The sequence below is a fragment of the Glutamicibacter soli genome (genome assembly GCF_003309065.1).
Lineage (GTDB): Bacteria > Actinomycetota > Actinomycetes > Actinomycetales > Micrococcaceae > Glutamicibacter > Glutamicibacter soli.
Genome location: NZ_POAF01000001.1, coordinates 283926 through 297951 on the forward strand (window position 1 = coordinate 283926; position 14026 = coordinate 297951).

Below are 14026 nucleotides of genomic sequence, written 5' to 3' on the forward strand. Positions count from 1 at the left end.
AGCAGTTCGCGGTAGACGCGGCTCAGTTCGCTCACTTGGCCTCGTCCTGCATCACGACGACGGTGACCTGCTCGGATTCGACCGAGTCGTCGACCAGCAGCTCCAGCTGCGCGGTCAGCGTCTCGCCGGCCACCAGCTCGCGGTTGGCTTCCAGCGCCGCGATGGTTTCCGCCTTAGCGGTGACCACGGTGCGGATGCGGTCCGAGACCTGCAGGTCCGCGTCCTTGCGGGCGGACTGGATGGAGCGGATCATGTCGCGGGCGGTGCCTTCGGCGGCCAGCTCGGCGGTGACCTCGGTGTCCAGCACCAGGAAGCCTCCGTCGATGACCGCTGCGGCGATGTCCGCTGCGTCGTCCACCACGGTGTCCAGCGTGTACTCGCCCTCGGCCAGTTCCAGGCCGCCGGCGGTGACCACGCCGTCGGTGACCGACCAGTCGCCGGACTTGGCGCCCTTGATGGCCTGCTGCACGTTCTTGCCCAGGCGCGGGCCGGCGGCGCGGGCGTTGACGACCAGCTGCTGGCTGATGCCGTAGCTGGCGGAGTCCACTCCGGCCGCATCGATCAGGGTGACCGACTTCAGGTTCAGCTCGTCGGCGATGATCGACTCGTAGGTGCCGGCCAGGCGGGCGGCGTCGGTGAGCACGATCTTCAGCTCTGCCAGCGGCAGGCGCACCCGCAGGTTCTTGGCCTTGCGCAGCGAGGAGCCCACCGAGCAGATCTTGCGGGTGGTTTCCATGGCTTCCAGGGCCGTGGCGTCGGTCGGGAAGTCGTTGGCGTCCGGCCAGTCGGTCAGGTGCACCGAGCGCTGACCGGTCAGGCCGCGGTAGATCTCCTCGCTGGCCAGCGGCAGCAGCGAGGCGGTCACCTTCACCAGGGTTTCCAGCGCGGTGTACAGGGTGTCGAAGGCCTGGGTGTCCTCGTCGAAGAAGCGCTGGCGCGAACGGCGCACGTACCAGTTGGTCAGCGTGTCCATGTAGCGGCGCACTGCCTCGGTGGCGTCGGAGACCTCGTAGGAATCCAGCGCCTGCGTGACCTCGCGCACCAGCTGGCCGGTGGCGGCCAGCATGTACGTATCCAACGGGTCGGTGGAGGCGGTGGAGAACTTGGCCTCGTAGCCGGCGCCGTTGTTCGCGGCGTTGGTGTAGAGGTTGAAGAAGTGCCACACGTTCCACAGCGGCAGCAGGACCTGGCGCACGCCCTCGCGGATGCCCTGTTCGGTGACGATCAGGTTGCCGCCGCGCAGGATCGGGCTGGCCATCAGGAACCAGCGCATCGCGTCGGAGCCGTCGCGGTCCAGGACCTCGGTGACGTTCGGGTAGTTCTGCAGGGACTTGGACATCTTCTGCCCGTCCGAGCCCAGCACGATGCCGTGGGAGATCACGTTGGTGTAGGCAGGGCGGTCGAACAGCGCGGTGGCCAGGATGTGCATGGTGTAGAACCAGCCGCGGGTCTGGCCGATGTACTCCACGATGAAGTCCGCAGGATTGTGCCCGCCGTCGAACCATTCCTGGTTCTCGAACGGGTAGTGCACCTGGGCGTAGGGCATCGAGCCGGAGTCGAACCAGACATCCAGCACGTCCTCGACGCGGCGCAGGGTGCCGCCGGCGGCACAGCCGGCATGGGCGGCGGTCAGCTCGTCGATGAACGGGCGGTGCAGATCCGGCTGGCCGTCGTGGTTCACCGGCAGGCGTCCGAAGAAGTTCTTCAGTTCGTCCAGCGAGCCGAAGACCTCGCGGTGCTCGCACTCCACGCCGTCGCATTCCCAGACCGGGATCGGGGAGCCCCAGAAGCGGTTGCGGGAGATCGACCAGTCGCGGGCGTTCTCCAGCCACTTGCCGAACTGGCCGTGCTTGACGTTGCCCGGGATCCAGTTGATCTGCTCGTTCAGCTCCAGCATGCGGTCCTTGATCTTCGTGACCTCAACATACCAGGAGGAGATCGCACGGTAGATCAGCGGGGTGCGGCAGCGCCAGCAATGCGGGTAGGAGTGCTCGTAGGAGGCCTGCTTGACCAGTCGGCCGTCGGCCTTGAGCACGTTGGTGATGGTCTTGTTGGCCTCGAAGACCTGCACGCCTGCGATGTCGTTCAGCGGGCCACCGGTGAAGACCGGCAGGAACTTGGCGCCCTCGTCCACGGAGAGGATCACCGGGATGCCGTTGGACTCGCAGACCTTCTGGTCTTCCTCGCCGTAGGCGGGAGCCTGGTGGACCAGGCCGGTGCCGTCCGCGGTGGTGACGTAGTCGGCGGTGAGGATCTGCCAGGCGTTTTCGGTGCCGTACTTCTCGGTGTCGGTGTAGGTGTCCCACAGCGGCGCATAACGCACGCCGGCCAGCTGCGCGCCGGTGTAGCTGGCGGTGATGGCAGCGGCGGCGGCCTTGGCGTCCTTGTAGCCCAGGTCCTTGGCATAGGAGCCCAGCAGGTCCTTGGCCAGCAGGAACGGTCCGGCGGCTTCGGAGGCCTTCACGCCGTTCTCGCCCGCGGGCACCACCACGTATTCGACGTCCGGGTGCACGGCCAGGGCTTCGTTGGTCGGAAGGGTCCACGGGGTGGTCGTCCAGGCCAGGGCCTGCACCCCGGCCAGCTCGGCCGAGACCGGGTTCTCGCCGGCGAGGATGGTGAAGCCCACGGTGACGGTCTGGTCCTGACGGTCCTTGTAGACGTCGTCGTCCATGCGCAGCTCGTGGTTGGACAGCGGGGTCTCGTCCTTCCAGCAGTACGGGAGCACGCGGAAGCCCTGATAGGTCAGGCCCTTGTCGCTCAGCTGCTTGAAGGCCCAGATGACCGATTCCATGTATTCGACGTTCAGGGTCTTGTAGTCGTTCTCGAAGTCGACCCAGCGTGCCTGGCGGGTGACGTAGTCCTGCCATTCGTCGGCGTACTTCATCACCGAGGTGCGGCAGGCGTCGTTGAACTTGTCGATGCCCATCTCAAGGATGTGCTGCTTGTCGTTCATGCCCAGCTGCTTCATGGCTTCCAGCTCCGCCGGCAGGCCGTGGGTGTCCCAGCCGAAGCGGCGTTCCACGCGCTTGCCGCGCTGGGTCTGGTAGCGGGCAACCAGGTCCTTGACGTAGCCGGTCAGCAGGTGGCCGTAGTGCGGCAGGCCGTTGGCGAATGGAGGGCCGTCGTAGAAGACGAATTCTTCGCCCTCGCGCTGGTCGATGGAGGCCTGGAAAGTGTTGTCGTTCTTCCAGTAGTCGAGCACGCGCTTCTCAATTTCTGGGAAACGCGGCGAAGCCGGGGTCGAACCGGTTGGGTCAGTAGTGACCTTCGGGTAGAAGCTCATCGCTTAGGCCGTCCTTCAAGCGTAGGGTCGATAAATCCTTGCCTACGAGGACGACGCATGCGCCGCGGTACCACCCCGCTTATTCCCCGCCGGGCGCTGTGGGCACTGGCGGAAAATCGCTTCTCTTCAGCTGTGACGGGCTGGACCCGGTCGGTTCTACTTGGCGTTCGGCGAACTTGATCGAAAAACGCTGTTCTTCCGACGACTCCCCGGTGATGGCCGGTTCAAAGTCATGGTCCTCCCATCTTAGCGCGGAGGGTGCGCTGCAGGGAATTCCCTGCAGCCATCCACAAGGCTGATGAGCGCACAATCACACTTTCGCAATCCGATCAATAAATATGCGCAGAATTTAAATATCCTCGGAAGCCGCAATTTGGTGCAGCTCTTGAGCATCCACCGCGAACGAGTGCTCACCAGTGTCATCTTTCCAATACACCAATGCAGTTGCCGCCAACTCTTTGGGGTCCATCCGCTCAAAGCTGTGCAGCATGTCCTTGGCAGAAGACACAAGGTTGCTAAATTCCGTTGCCATGAACTTTCCGTTCTCAAGCGTTGCCCGATGCGCATCATCGGCCCGCTTCAACAAGTTTTCCAGTGAGTCACCCTGCCGAGATTTAAACGCCTTTAGAACTCCATTTTGATCATCAATCTCGGATTTCAGTGATGCCATCTGATCTTTGAACTTCTTATCGCGGTCAAGAATCTTCTCCCAAAATTCGATTTCCTGCCTAAGCTTATCGCGAAGCGCCTGAGCGGATCTGGAAGTTGATTTAGGATTCTCCTGCAAATCAACACCAACCCTCAAATATGAGATCCGAATCCCCAAGAAAGTTGCTAGTAACGCATTGTTCGCGTCGCGATTGGACTCGGATGCGTCATAGTCCATCAAAGTCGCCTCGTCGTGCTTTTCAACCAGCCACCTGAACTTTTCTGCGATCGAATTAACATCCTTTTCTGCGAGCGCCAGTCGGATCAACATGTCTTGGGAAAATGCGCCCGCAGCTTCAAACTGAACGTAGATATCTTCAATAACGCGAGATGCGACCAACAATTGGGCCACCTCAGTCATTTCGGCACGGATTACTACATCATCCAATTTCTTTTTAATCAGTTGAAGATTTCGATCTACGCTTTTGAACTGCTGCATAATCACAGCCGTCGCTAGCGCTTGTATTCCAAGGATCGGCCCAACGACTGGCAGCGCCCCGGGAATCGCAATGAACGGTGCATGCCCAATAATCCCGGATTGCCCCATTACCGCAGTCCCTAAGCCAGCGCCCAATTGCATCAGCGAAGAAGGGTCTGCCGTTGCCACGTATAGGGTCGAGGAAAACGCGGCAGACAGAGCCGTTGCACCGGCTGCCGCTCCAGCAACTGCCATAGAGGATGCGCCTTGGGGCGAGACAGCTCTCGCCCCCGCTGAATAATTGCCAGTGGCCAAATACTGCGTCATGAAACTGCCAATGAGTTTTTCTCTTAACTCACCAGTGAACTCAAATACTGAAGTGCTGCGTCCATCCGTTTCGTACTTACGCACTACGACACCACGAGCATTTTTATCTTCTAGGGACACAGGTCACATTCCTTCTACGGGAGGCCAAGTTCACGTTGATGTCTTATCGGCGAATAATTGGACATTGAACGGCAGGTAAAACGAACTCTATCGTAGTTCTCAATGACGAATTGAGAGAAAATTGAAAACTACTCATACTGATATTCTCCGACTCTCCGCATCAACCGAGGCCAATGTCACGGATGGGCAACCTTACATCAATCACATATCTTGCTGCGTACAACCGGACAACGCCTATCCTGCATTTTCAGAATAGCCCACTCGCACCCCCTTGCCGCAAGGCCCCGGGCAGGGCGCATAATCGATGTTTGCCCCGCTAGTTTGATGAAATTTCAGGAGTCCTTGAATGCCCTTTCCCCCTTCAGCCGCCAGCGCACCGCTACCCCAGTTTTTCGCGCTGTCCGACGCGCAGGCCTGCCACGTGCCTGCCGGGACGCTCGACGCGGACAATGAGCGGCTGCAGGAAATTGGGCAGCGGGTGGAGCACCTTCGAGCCCAAACCCGGCACCGGCTCATCGAGCGTGGAGCCGACCGGGCGGGGGTGCTGCAGCAATCCCTGGAACGGGACGTGGAAGTCAGCGAGCTGGGCCAGCGGCTGGCGCAGCTGGACCGCGTCGGACCGCCAGCCTGCCTGGGATTCATGCAGACGTCTTCCGGCGAGCGCCTTTTCATTGGGCGCCTGGGCCTGAGCGACGAGCAGGGCAACCAGTTGATGGTCGATTGGCGGGCACCGGCGGCGGAACCGTTTTTCGCTGCAACCCATGCGAACCCGATGGGATTGGCCATGCGCCGGAGGTACCGCTGGCGCAAGCAGTTGATTGCCGGCTACTTCGACGAGGTATTCGACCTAGACCATCTGGGCGACAGCACCTCGCTGGATTACCATTCGGCTTTCCTTGTTTCGTTGGGTGAGCAGCGCACCGGGAAGATGCAGGATGTCCTGGCCACGATCCAAGGCGACCAGGACGCGATCATCCGACGTCCCTCGGCCGGGGCCCTCGTGGTGGATGGGGGCCCGGGGACGGGCAAGACCGTAGTAGCACTGCATCGCGCCGCTTATCTGCTGTATTCGGACGCTCGGATGAAAAGCCGGGGCGGACGGGTGCTCGTGGTGAGTCCGCATGATTCCTACACGGCCTACGTTTCCGACGTCTTGCCGAACCTGGGAGAGGACGAGGTCCTGGTTTCAACACTTTCGAACATGGTTTCGAATGCAGGTGTTGTCGGCGTGGATCCCGACCCTCATATTGGCAGGATTAAGTCCGAGGCCGCCATGGTCGACGCCGTGGAACGAGCCGTACAGGTGTTCGAGCAGCCTCCCGTGCTGCCGCTCGTCGTTGAAACCCCGTGGGATGATCTCACGCTCTCCCCTGCCCATTGGGCGGCTGCGGTGGATTCGCTTGAATCGGGTTTGGACCATAACGCCGCGCGCTCCCAGTTGCGCGAGATACTTGTCGACCAGTTGGCTGCGAGGCTATCCGGCGACGAGGTCAGCGTTTCGGAAGCCAGGCATGCAGTTGCTACCAGCGACCAGCTGGATGCCTGTCTGGCAGAGTACTGGTCTGTCTTGGATCCGGAGCATCTCCTGCGGACCCTGTATTCGAACGCACACTTGCTGCGCTATTGTGCCCGGCAGCTGAGTTTGGAGGACATCGACGCGCTGCTGGAAGCAGGGGCCGGGACTGCGTGGACCGAGTCTGATGTGCCGTTGCTGGATGCGGCACGGGCGCTGGTTGGCGACCCGCACAGTGAACAAGTCCGCTTGCGGCGTGCTGCCGACTTCGCCTCGGAGCGCAGGCTGATGCGACAGGTCATTGACGACCTGATCGCTTCCGCCGACGACAAGGAAGACCTGTCCTCGCAGCTGATGAATACCGACTTGCAGGATCGTTTGGTCCGGCACCAAGCCGTCGAGGAGCCGGCTGGCGATGCCTTGGCAGGGCCTTTCTCCCACGTGATTGTCGATGAAGCCCAGGATCTGACCGATGCCCAGTGGGCCATGGTGCGCAGGCGCTGTCCCTCGGGCAGCCTGACGATTGTCGGCGATCGGGCGCAGGCAACTGGAGGTTTCCGCGGGAGCTGGGCAGGGCGCCTGGCCCGGGCAGGGATACGGGACGTCCATGTGGCACAGTTGAACATCAATTACCGCACCACCGCCCAGGTTATGGACGCCGCGGCAAGTGTCATCCGCGAGCAAATGCCTGAAGCGAATGTTCCCGTGTCCATTCGCTCCGATGGCGCACCGGTACGTTATGTGCCCCCCGATGAACTGGAGCCGATTCTCAATGCCTGGCTGGAAAACCACGCTGAAGGTATCGCCGCGGTCATTGGCCACAATACGTTCGCGCCGCGGCCGAGGGTGGCCGTGTTGAGCCCTGAGCAGGCCAAGGGGCTGGAATTCGACCTTGTCCTGCTCTACCGGCCCGAGCGCTTCGGCTCAGGAGTGGAAGGTGCCGTGCGACGCTATGTCTCCATGACCCGAGCCACCTCGCAGCTTGTGGTGCTGTGCGATGCTGCTGGAACAGGCACCCTATGAACCGACGAGGCATCTAGAGAAGTCCGGCGGATTGCGGGAAACGATGACGAATGGCAGAAAATTCCTACGGCTCGATATCTTCCCATTCGAATCGGGTGACGGTTCCGCTGGACCAGTCGTCACGCAGAATCGAGTAGGCGATCGAGGCCATGGGTCGACCATCCGTCGTTGGCCATCCCATTCGGTAATGCGCCTCCTTAAGAAATCCAGAGCGAATAAAGGTCTTGCGCATGGCGATGTTGTCTTCCCTCGTCTGTCCTTCGAAGCGAAGAGTCTTCGGCATGGATTCGAAAACCAAGTCACATAGGGCCCGCAGTACTTTCACCCCGATGCCTTGCCCTCTACACGATTCGGCCAGACGCAGATCGAACAGCGGAGATTCGGCGTCCTGCAAGTCCTCCAAGACAACCATGCCAAGGCGTTGTTCCCCTTGTCTTACCCAGTAGCCTTGCCGATCCTCATTCCAGTAATAGCTGCTTCCGATTCTTGCCCGCACGTCTTCTTCGCGAAGTGTCTGCTGGACATGGAACGGAAATTGATTGGCGGTCAGGAACGTGAGCAGGTCGTCGGCATCACTGGCCGACATCTGGACGAAGGTTATGCACATGTACTGAGCATAGTTGGACGTGTTTTTCCTATGTCCCGTTTTGCCTTGCCCCATTCGGGCAGCAACTTTGCCGAGGTATCAGACATCGGATTGGAGCCAGTGAAATCGGCGAGCGCACATACCTTCCCTTCCTCAGAAGAGGGACACGGCCAACCAAGGTTGTTAGGTAGTCTCAAGACATGAGTCTTTACCCGTCTTCAGCACCATATCTGGAATCAGGACACCAGCTGATCACTTCGCCGGCGATCCTGCGCTGGGGCCAGCACGTGGTCACTGCCATCCTTCTCGCGGTGGTGGTGCTGCGCGGCCTTTCCACGGAAGCCAGCCTCTGGCCGGTGCTCTTGGCGGCCACGCTATTCGCCGGGTGGTACGTAGCCGGCTTCGTCCGCATGGCGATGCGCGGGGAAGCCAAGCTTCCTTCCTGGTGGATTGCCGTGCTCCTGGCCATCTGGCTGGGAAGCCTGTGGACGACCCCGGAGTTCATGTGGCTGGCGTTCAGTCTGTGGCTGCTGTTGGGACACCAGCTGCCCTTGCTCCCGTCCATCTTGTGGTCTCTGGTGCTTTACGCCTTCACCATCATGACCCCGTACCTGCACAATGGACAGTCCTCCTTGGCGTCCGTCGTAGGGCCTTTGGTTGGCGGATTATTCGCCTGGGGCATCTCCCGCGGCTACCTGCAGCTTGAACGCGATGCGGAGATCCGCAGCAAGCTGGTCGATTCGCTGATGCGCGCCCAGCAGGAAATGGCGGACCTCCAGGAAGAACTGGCACGCTCGCAGCATGAGGCGGGTATCGCTGCCGAGCGCACCCGCTTGGCACGGGAGATCCACGACACCGTGGCCCAGCAGCTTTCCTCGATCGGGCTCCATGCCAAGGCGGCCACCGCAGCCGCGGATCCGCAGACTGCCCTTGACGCGTTGGCGCGCATTGATGAGCTCTCCGGCCAGTCGCTCAACGACTTGCGCCGGATCATCGCTGCACTGGCCCCGGCGGAACTGGACGCCCAGGCGCTCGCCGGAGCCTTGGAACGTGTTCTGGCGTCATTCGAAACTGATTCGAAAGTCGCGACTCGCTTGAACATCGAGGAAGGCATACCCGCGCTGGATCCGGGCATCCAGATTGCGTTGCTGCGTACGGCGCAGTCAGCACTGTCCAACGTCAGGCGCCACGCGCAGGCCACGCGGGTCAGCCTGAACCTTGGGGTGCTTGCCAACGAGGTGCGCATGGATATCGTTGATGACGGCATAGGATTTGATGTCGAGTCACCGCGACACGGGGCAACACCAGCCGGCGGCTTTGGTTTGACCGCAATGATCCAGCGATTGGGCGAGCTCGGTGGCGGTCTGGACATTGAAAGCTCACCAGGTGAAGGCACCGCCCTGTGCGCGCACCTGCCAATGACTCCTCGGAAGGATGCACAGTGATCAAAGTGCTGCTGGTTGATGACCATCCCATTGTCCGCACCGGACTGCGGGCGTTGCTGGCCAATTATCCGGAAATCTCGGTGCTCGGGGAGGCCTCCAGCGGCGAGGAAGCGGTAGCGATCACCCAGAGGGATCCGGCGGATGTGGTGCTGTGCGATCTGCGCCTGGGCGACGGCATGAACGGCGTGGCGACCACTGCTGCGTTGCGGGCGATGCCTAATCCCCCGCAGGTGCTCATTCTGACCACCTTCGACAAGGATGCCGAGATCATCCAGTGCATCGAGGCCGGAGCGGCAGGCTACCTGCTGAAGGACGTCTCGTCCCAGACCATTATCGACTCGATCCGCCAGGCTGCGGCAGGGCAGCTGGTTTTGGCACCTGAAATGACGCAACGGGTGCTGGCTGGGATGCGCCGTCCCAAGGTGGAACTCACCCAGCGAGAGTCCGAAGTGCTGCAGCAGCTGGCGACCGGTGCCAGCAACAAGCAGATCGCCAAGACCCTCTTCGTCTCGGAAGCGACAGTCAAAACCCACTTGGTGCATATTTTCGACAAGCTCCAGGCAAGCTCCCGCACGGGGGCAATCCATGCAGCCAAGGACCTCGGCCTGCTCTAACCAGGCGGAAGCCATGGCGACTCGCCCGAGGCCGCCTCAACCGTTCGGTTGATCTTTGAATCAGCACAAGCCACGATGGCAGACACTGTTAATCCGAGTTGACTGGAAGTATGAAAGTTCCAGTCATTTCCCGCGTCGCCAGTTCGCTGACTTCCCGGCGTTCAGCCCGTTGGTGGACCGTGGCCCTGCTCGCCGTGGTCGTGTTGCTCTTTGGCGCTTTGAGCGGGGTGGATGCCCCCAAGCGCGCAGACAGTTCGCTCGTTGCCGGCTCAGATTCCGCCAAGGTCGCCGAACTGCTGGCACAGAACAGCGACAGCACCACAACCTCCGCCATCCTTGTCGCCAACGGTTCCACTGGGGAAGCGTTGAGCAGCAGCAAAATCGATCAGGTCACCAAGCTCGCCCCGCAGATGGCTTCCGACCTGGCGGTCAAGACAGGTCCAGCTCTTCCCAGCGAGGACGCCAAGGCCGTGATGGTTCCAGTTTCCTGGGACACCGTCGACCTGGACGCCGACAAGCAGACCCTGACCGAGATCCGCGACTGGCTGGGCGCGCACGAGTTGTCCCGCGTCCAGTTGCAGATGACTGGTTCAACCGCCTTCGCAGCTGACGTCAGCCAGGCTTTCGCAGGCGCCGACTTCACCCTGCTGGCAGTCACCGTCGGCATCGTGGCGGTGCTGCTAATCGCCACCTACCGCTCCCCCATTCTCTGGCTGATTCCGCTGGCCGTGGTGGCCTTGGCCGACCGTAGCGCCTCGATGGTCGCCAACGTTCTGGGCAACGCCTGGGACCTGCATTTCGATTCCGGCGTGCTCAGCGTGCTGGTCTTCGGCGCGGGCACCAACTACGCGCTGCTGCTGATCTCCCGCTACCGCGATGAACTGCAGAAGAACGAGGACCACCGCAAGGCGCTGGCCAAGGCCTGGGCCGCCAGCTTCGAAGCAATCCTCACTTCCAACCTCACCGTAGTCCTGACTCTGCTGACCTTGTCGCTGGCCGTCATGGAAGACACCCGCGGCTTGGGCATCGTCTGCGCTGCGGGCTTGCTCATCGCGGCGTTGTTCGTTTTCCTGCTGCTGCCGCCGGTCCTCGCACTGTGCGGACGCAAGGTGTTCTGGCCGCTGGTTCCCAAGCCGGGCCAGCCGAACACCCGCGGCAAGTACTTCGGCAAGGCCGCCACCGCGGTCATGCGCAAACCGGGGGCCAACCTCGCAGCCCTGGTTGTGCTGCTGCTGGTCTTGGCCGGCGCGCTGACCGGAACCCGTCTCGGTCTGGACCAGACCCAGCAGTTCCGTACCCCGACCGAATCGGCGAGCGCCATGACCGTGCTCTCCGAGCACTACCCGGCCGGCGAAGCACAGCCAATCACCGTGCTGGTTGATGGATCCGACACCACTGTCCTGCAGGAGCGGCTCAAGGGCCTCGACGGGGTGCTGCGCGTCGGCGAAGCCCGCGAACTCGGGGATTCCTCCTGGCAGCAGTTCTCCGTGATCTCCTCGGATGATCCTTCCGGCTCCGAGGCCATGGATCTGGTCGCCCAGATCCGTTCGACCGCCGACGAGGCAAGCACTGCCACGGTCTTGGTGGGCGGGCAGAGCGCATCGCAGTACGACTCGCATCAGGGCCACCTGCGCGACCTGTATGTCATCGCTCCGATGATCATGATCATCTGCTTCGCCATGCTCGGCTGGCTGACCCGTTCCTGGCGGACGGCCTTGTCGTTGGGACTGGTCAACCTGCTCAGCGCCGCGGCGGCGGTGGGACTCGGGTCCTTGATTTCCTCCATGGTCTTCGATGTCTCGGCATTGGACGTCCAGGTTCCGCTACTGGCCTTCGTCTTTCTGGTCGCCCTGGGTGTTGACTACACGATCTTCTTCACCCAGCGAGTCCGCCAGAACTCCGCCACGTCCTCGCTGACAGATGCCGTGGCCAATGCGGCACGCAGCACCGGCTCGGTAATCACCAGCGCCGGCCTGGTCCTTGCCGGAGTCTTCGCAGCCCTGTCCGCCCTGCCGCTGATGGTTCTGGGACAGCTGGGACTCATCGTGGGCCTCGGCGTCCTGTTGGATACCTTCGTGGTCCGCACCCTGCTGCTGCCGGCACTGTTCGCAGTCCTCGGTTCCAACAACAAGCCGGTCTTCGGCAAGGGTTCAGGCGTCCAGTATGCCGTTGAATCCGAAACTTCACCTTCGACAGAAAGCTCCATCAATGCGTAAGCTCGTCAATCTTTCGTTCATCTACATGGCCGTCGGTGTGGCCTCCGGCTTGTTCTACCGCGAATTCACCAAAATGAACGATTTCCCGGAAGGCGGCTGGACCCAGCTGTCAGTCGTCCACACCCACCTGCTGGTGCTCGGATTCATGGTCCTGCTCATGGTCCTGTTGCTGGAGAAGGCGTTCAACATCAGCGCCCATGCCAAGCTCTACGCGTGGTTCATGTGGACCTACAACATCGGTGTCGTCCTGACCGCGGCCATGCTCACCGTGCACGGATCGCTGACCGTATTGGGCAAGGAATCCAGCGCCATGATTGCAGGTATCGCCGGGCTGGGGCACATCGCGCTGACGGTCGGCATGGTTCTGCTGTTCGTCATGCTGCGCCGCAGCGTTCCTGCCGCCAAGGCTTCGAAGGCTGTTGGCTCCTAAGGGCCTAGCACCCGCCGACTAAATAACGCCGCGGCCGTTCCCCCGATTCAGCCGGGAACGGCCGCGGCGTTTGTTCGGCTCAGGAACACTTGCCCCATGCCATGGCGGCGGCATGATGCCTTCGGTAGGCAACCGCCCCGCGTATGGCTGCGCGGTCCCGGGCTGCCCGCTTCTTGAGCAGCACCTCCATCGCATCGCCGTCGTATCGTCCCAGCGGCTGCGGAGGCAAGCTGCCCGGGGCAAGCCATCTGCGAACTAGCAGCAGCACCAGCACAAAAACCAGGAGCAATTCAATGCCAAGGAAGAGCAGGTACGCCAGCGACGTTTGCCGATTCTCTTCGTTCATCCACAGCGCCGGCAGCGCGGCCATGGCCGCGGTGGCGAGGACCTTGGCGCCCATGGCCATGAGCGCGAAATACGTTTCCGGATGCGAAACCCATCTGCTGTGACGGCTCCCCCTGGTGTGCCGTATCGCCAGCAGCGTCATAAGGACCGCGTCGATGATCAAGAGGTTCACCACCGACGCGGCAGCGGACAGGAACAGCACCGTCGCCCAGTGGCGGGCCAAGCCCGCGGTTCCGTGGACAATCGCAATGTAGGCCACGAGCACACCCAGATGAACCAGCATCATCAGCGCGATGATCCAGAGCTTGCGGCGAACCAGCGAAGCCCGGGCGCGGACCCGTCCACCGGCTCTTGGCCTCCCCCATTGCTTGGCATACCACTGGTCGTAGGCCTGCAGCGGTTCTTCCCCCAGAAGTCCAAGCACGGCGTCGGCCTGCGCCGCGTTGACCTCGTCAAGATGGCCCAATTGCAGCAGCAGGGCGCCGATGGCAACACAGACGATGTGTTCAAGGCGCTCAATGCCGGAAGTAAAGAGCACCCCGATCGCGCCCATACCGATCATGCTGCCCAGGAAGAGCCGGCAATTGTGCAGGATGCGGATCTTCACCGGCCGCTCCACAGGGTAGGGCGCCAGCGGCGCAGTGGCGGCCAGGCCCGGAGCTGCCAGGGCCAACGCGATCACGATGGCAACAATCACCGCATAGCCTGCCAGAATCAGCCCGGGACCCGGTACCGTCACGGCTTCAACCCACGCGGAAAAGCCGATCCAGACTCCCTCGCGCAGCAGCGGCAGGGTCAAGGGAAGGTAAATGCTCAGGGCGAGAATGGCCGCCATCTGCCCTGGTTGGTCCCGGCCATACAGCCGTGTCCCCTCGGCGAGGTGGCGCAGGGATGAAGGAAAAGCGTTGCGCATAAACGGTACACCATCCATTTCATGCCGAGGCCTGGGGCGTCGGGATCGACCTGAACGAAAAAGCGACTGTGAACTGATCATATGT

The 14026-nt window shown here is 61.8% G+C and carries 9 protein-coding genes; 5 read left to right on the plus strand and 4 right to left on the minus strand.

What is annotated here, in order from left to right:
• Positions 1-31 precede the first annotated feature (31 nt).
• Complete coding sequence (gene ileS, locus C1H84_RS01375) at positions 32-3283, minus strand: isoleucine--tRNA ligase (RefSeq protein ID WP_113606351.1); 3252 nt, start codon at positions 3281-3283, stop codon at positions 32-34.
• A gap of 349 nt (positions 3284-3632) precedes the next feature.
• Entirely contained in the window at positions 3633-4856 is a 1224-nt protein-coding gene (locus C1H84_RS01380; protein ID WP_146955814.1) for a hypothetical protein, read from the minus strand.
• Between the two features lie 346 nt (positions 4857-5202).
• Between C1H84_RS01380 and helR the strand changes: the two genes are divergently transcribed.
• The gene (gene helR, locus C1H84_RS01385; RefSeq protein ID WP_113606353.1) at positions 5203-7392 is read left to right on the plus strand and encodes an RNA polymerase recycling motor ATPase HelR; all 2190 of its coding nucleotides are present in this window, start codon (positions 5203-5205) and stop codon (positions 7390-7392) included.
• A 64-nt stretch (positions 7393-7456) separates the two neighbouring features.
• On the opposite strand, the gene C1H84_RS01390 is transcribed toward helR, so the two are convergent.
• Positions 7457-7999 carry a GNAT family N-acetyltransferase gene (locus tag C1H84_RS01390; RefSeq protein ID WP_113606354.1) on the minus strand — a complete coding sequence of 181 codons (543 nt, stop codon included), beginning with the start codon at positions 7997-7999 and terminating at the stop codon, positions 7457-7459.
• 179 nt (positions 8000-8178) lie between these two features.
• On the opposite strand from C1H84_RS01390, the gene C1H84_RS01395 reads away from it, so the two are divergent.
• From C1H84_RS01395 to C1H84_RS01410, 4 genes are all read left to right on the plus strand, one after another.
• Complete coding sequence (locus C1H84_RS01395) at positions 8179-9423, plus strand: sensor histidine kinase (RefSeq protein WP_113606355.1); 1245 nt, start codon at positions 8179-8181, stop codon at positions 9421-9423.
• Positions 9420-10037: a response regulator gene (locus C1H84_RS01400; RefSeq protein ID WP_047119285.1), complete on the plus strand. Its 618-nt coding sequence runs from the start codon at positions 9420-9422 to the stop codon at positions 10035-10037. Before C1H84_RS01395 ends, C1H84_RS01400 begins: the two co-directional genes overlap by 4 nt.
• Before the next feature lie 110 nt (positions 10038-10147).
• Positions 10148-12253, plus strand: a complete 2106-nt coding sequence (locus tag C1H84_RS01405) for an MMPL family transporter (protein WP_113606356.1) — start codon at positions 10148-10150, stop codon at positions 12251-12253.
• A complete protein-coding gene (locus C1H84_RS01410) occupies positions 12246-12683 on the plus strand; it encodes a DUF2871 domain-containing protein (protein ID WP_113606357.1) in 438 nt (145 codons plus the stop codon). The genes C1H84_RS01405 and C1H84_RS01410 overlap by 8 nt, the downstream gene beginning before the upstream one ends.
• Positions 12684-12762: 79 nt before the next feature.
• Here C1H84_RS01410 and C1H84_RS01415 read toward each other — a convergent pair whose 3' ends face one another.
• A complete protein-coding gene (locus tag C1H84_RS01415) occupies positions 12763-13959 on the minus strand; it encodes a hypothetical protein (protein WP_146955817.1) in 1197 nt (398 codons plus the stop codon).
• Positions 13960-14026 lie beyond the last annotated feature (67 nt).

What these genes read in the sequence shown, in the direction of transcription:
- ileS (WP_113606351.1), bottom strand. Translation starts at nt 3,283, where the DNA reads ATGAGCTTCTACCCGAAGGTCACTACTGACCCAACCGGTTCGACCCCG.
- helR (WP_113606353.1), top strand. Translation starts at nt 5,203, where the DNA reads ATGCCCTTTCCCCCTTCAGCCGCCAGCGCACCGCTACCCCAGTTTTTC.
- C1H84_RS01390 (WP_113606354.1), bottom strand. Translation starts at nt 7,999, where the DNA reads ATGTGCATAACCTTCGTCCAGATGTCGGCCAGTGATGCCGACGACCTG.
- C1H84_RS01395 (WP_113606355.1), top strand. Translation starts at nt 8,179, where the DNA reads ATGAGTCTTTACCCGTCTTCAGCACCATATCTGGAATCAGGACACCAG.
- C1H84_RS01405 (WP_113606356.1), top strand. Translation starts at nt 10,148, where the DNA reads ATGAAAGTTCCAGTCATTTCCCGCGTCGCCAGTTCGCTGACTTCCCGG.
- C1H84_RS01410 (WP_113606357.1), top strand. Translation starts at nt 12,246, where the DNA reads ATGCGTAAGCTCGTCAATCTTTCGTTCATCTACATGGCCGTCGGTGTG.
- C1H84_RS01415 (WP_146955817.1), bottom strand. Translation starts at nt 13,959, where the DNA reads ATGGATGGTGTACCGTTTATGCGCAACGCTTTTCCTTCATCCCTGCGC.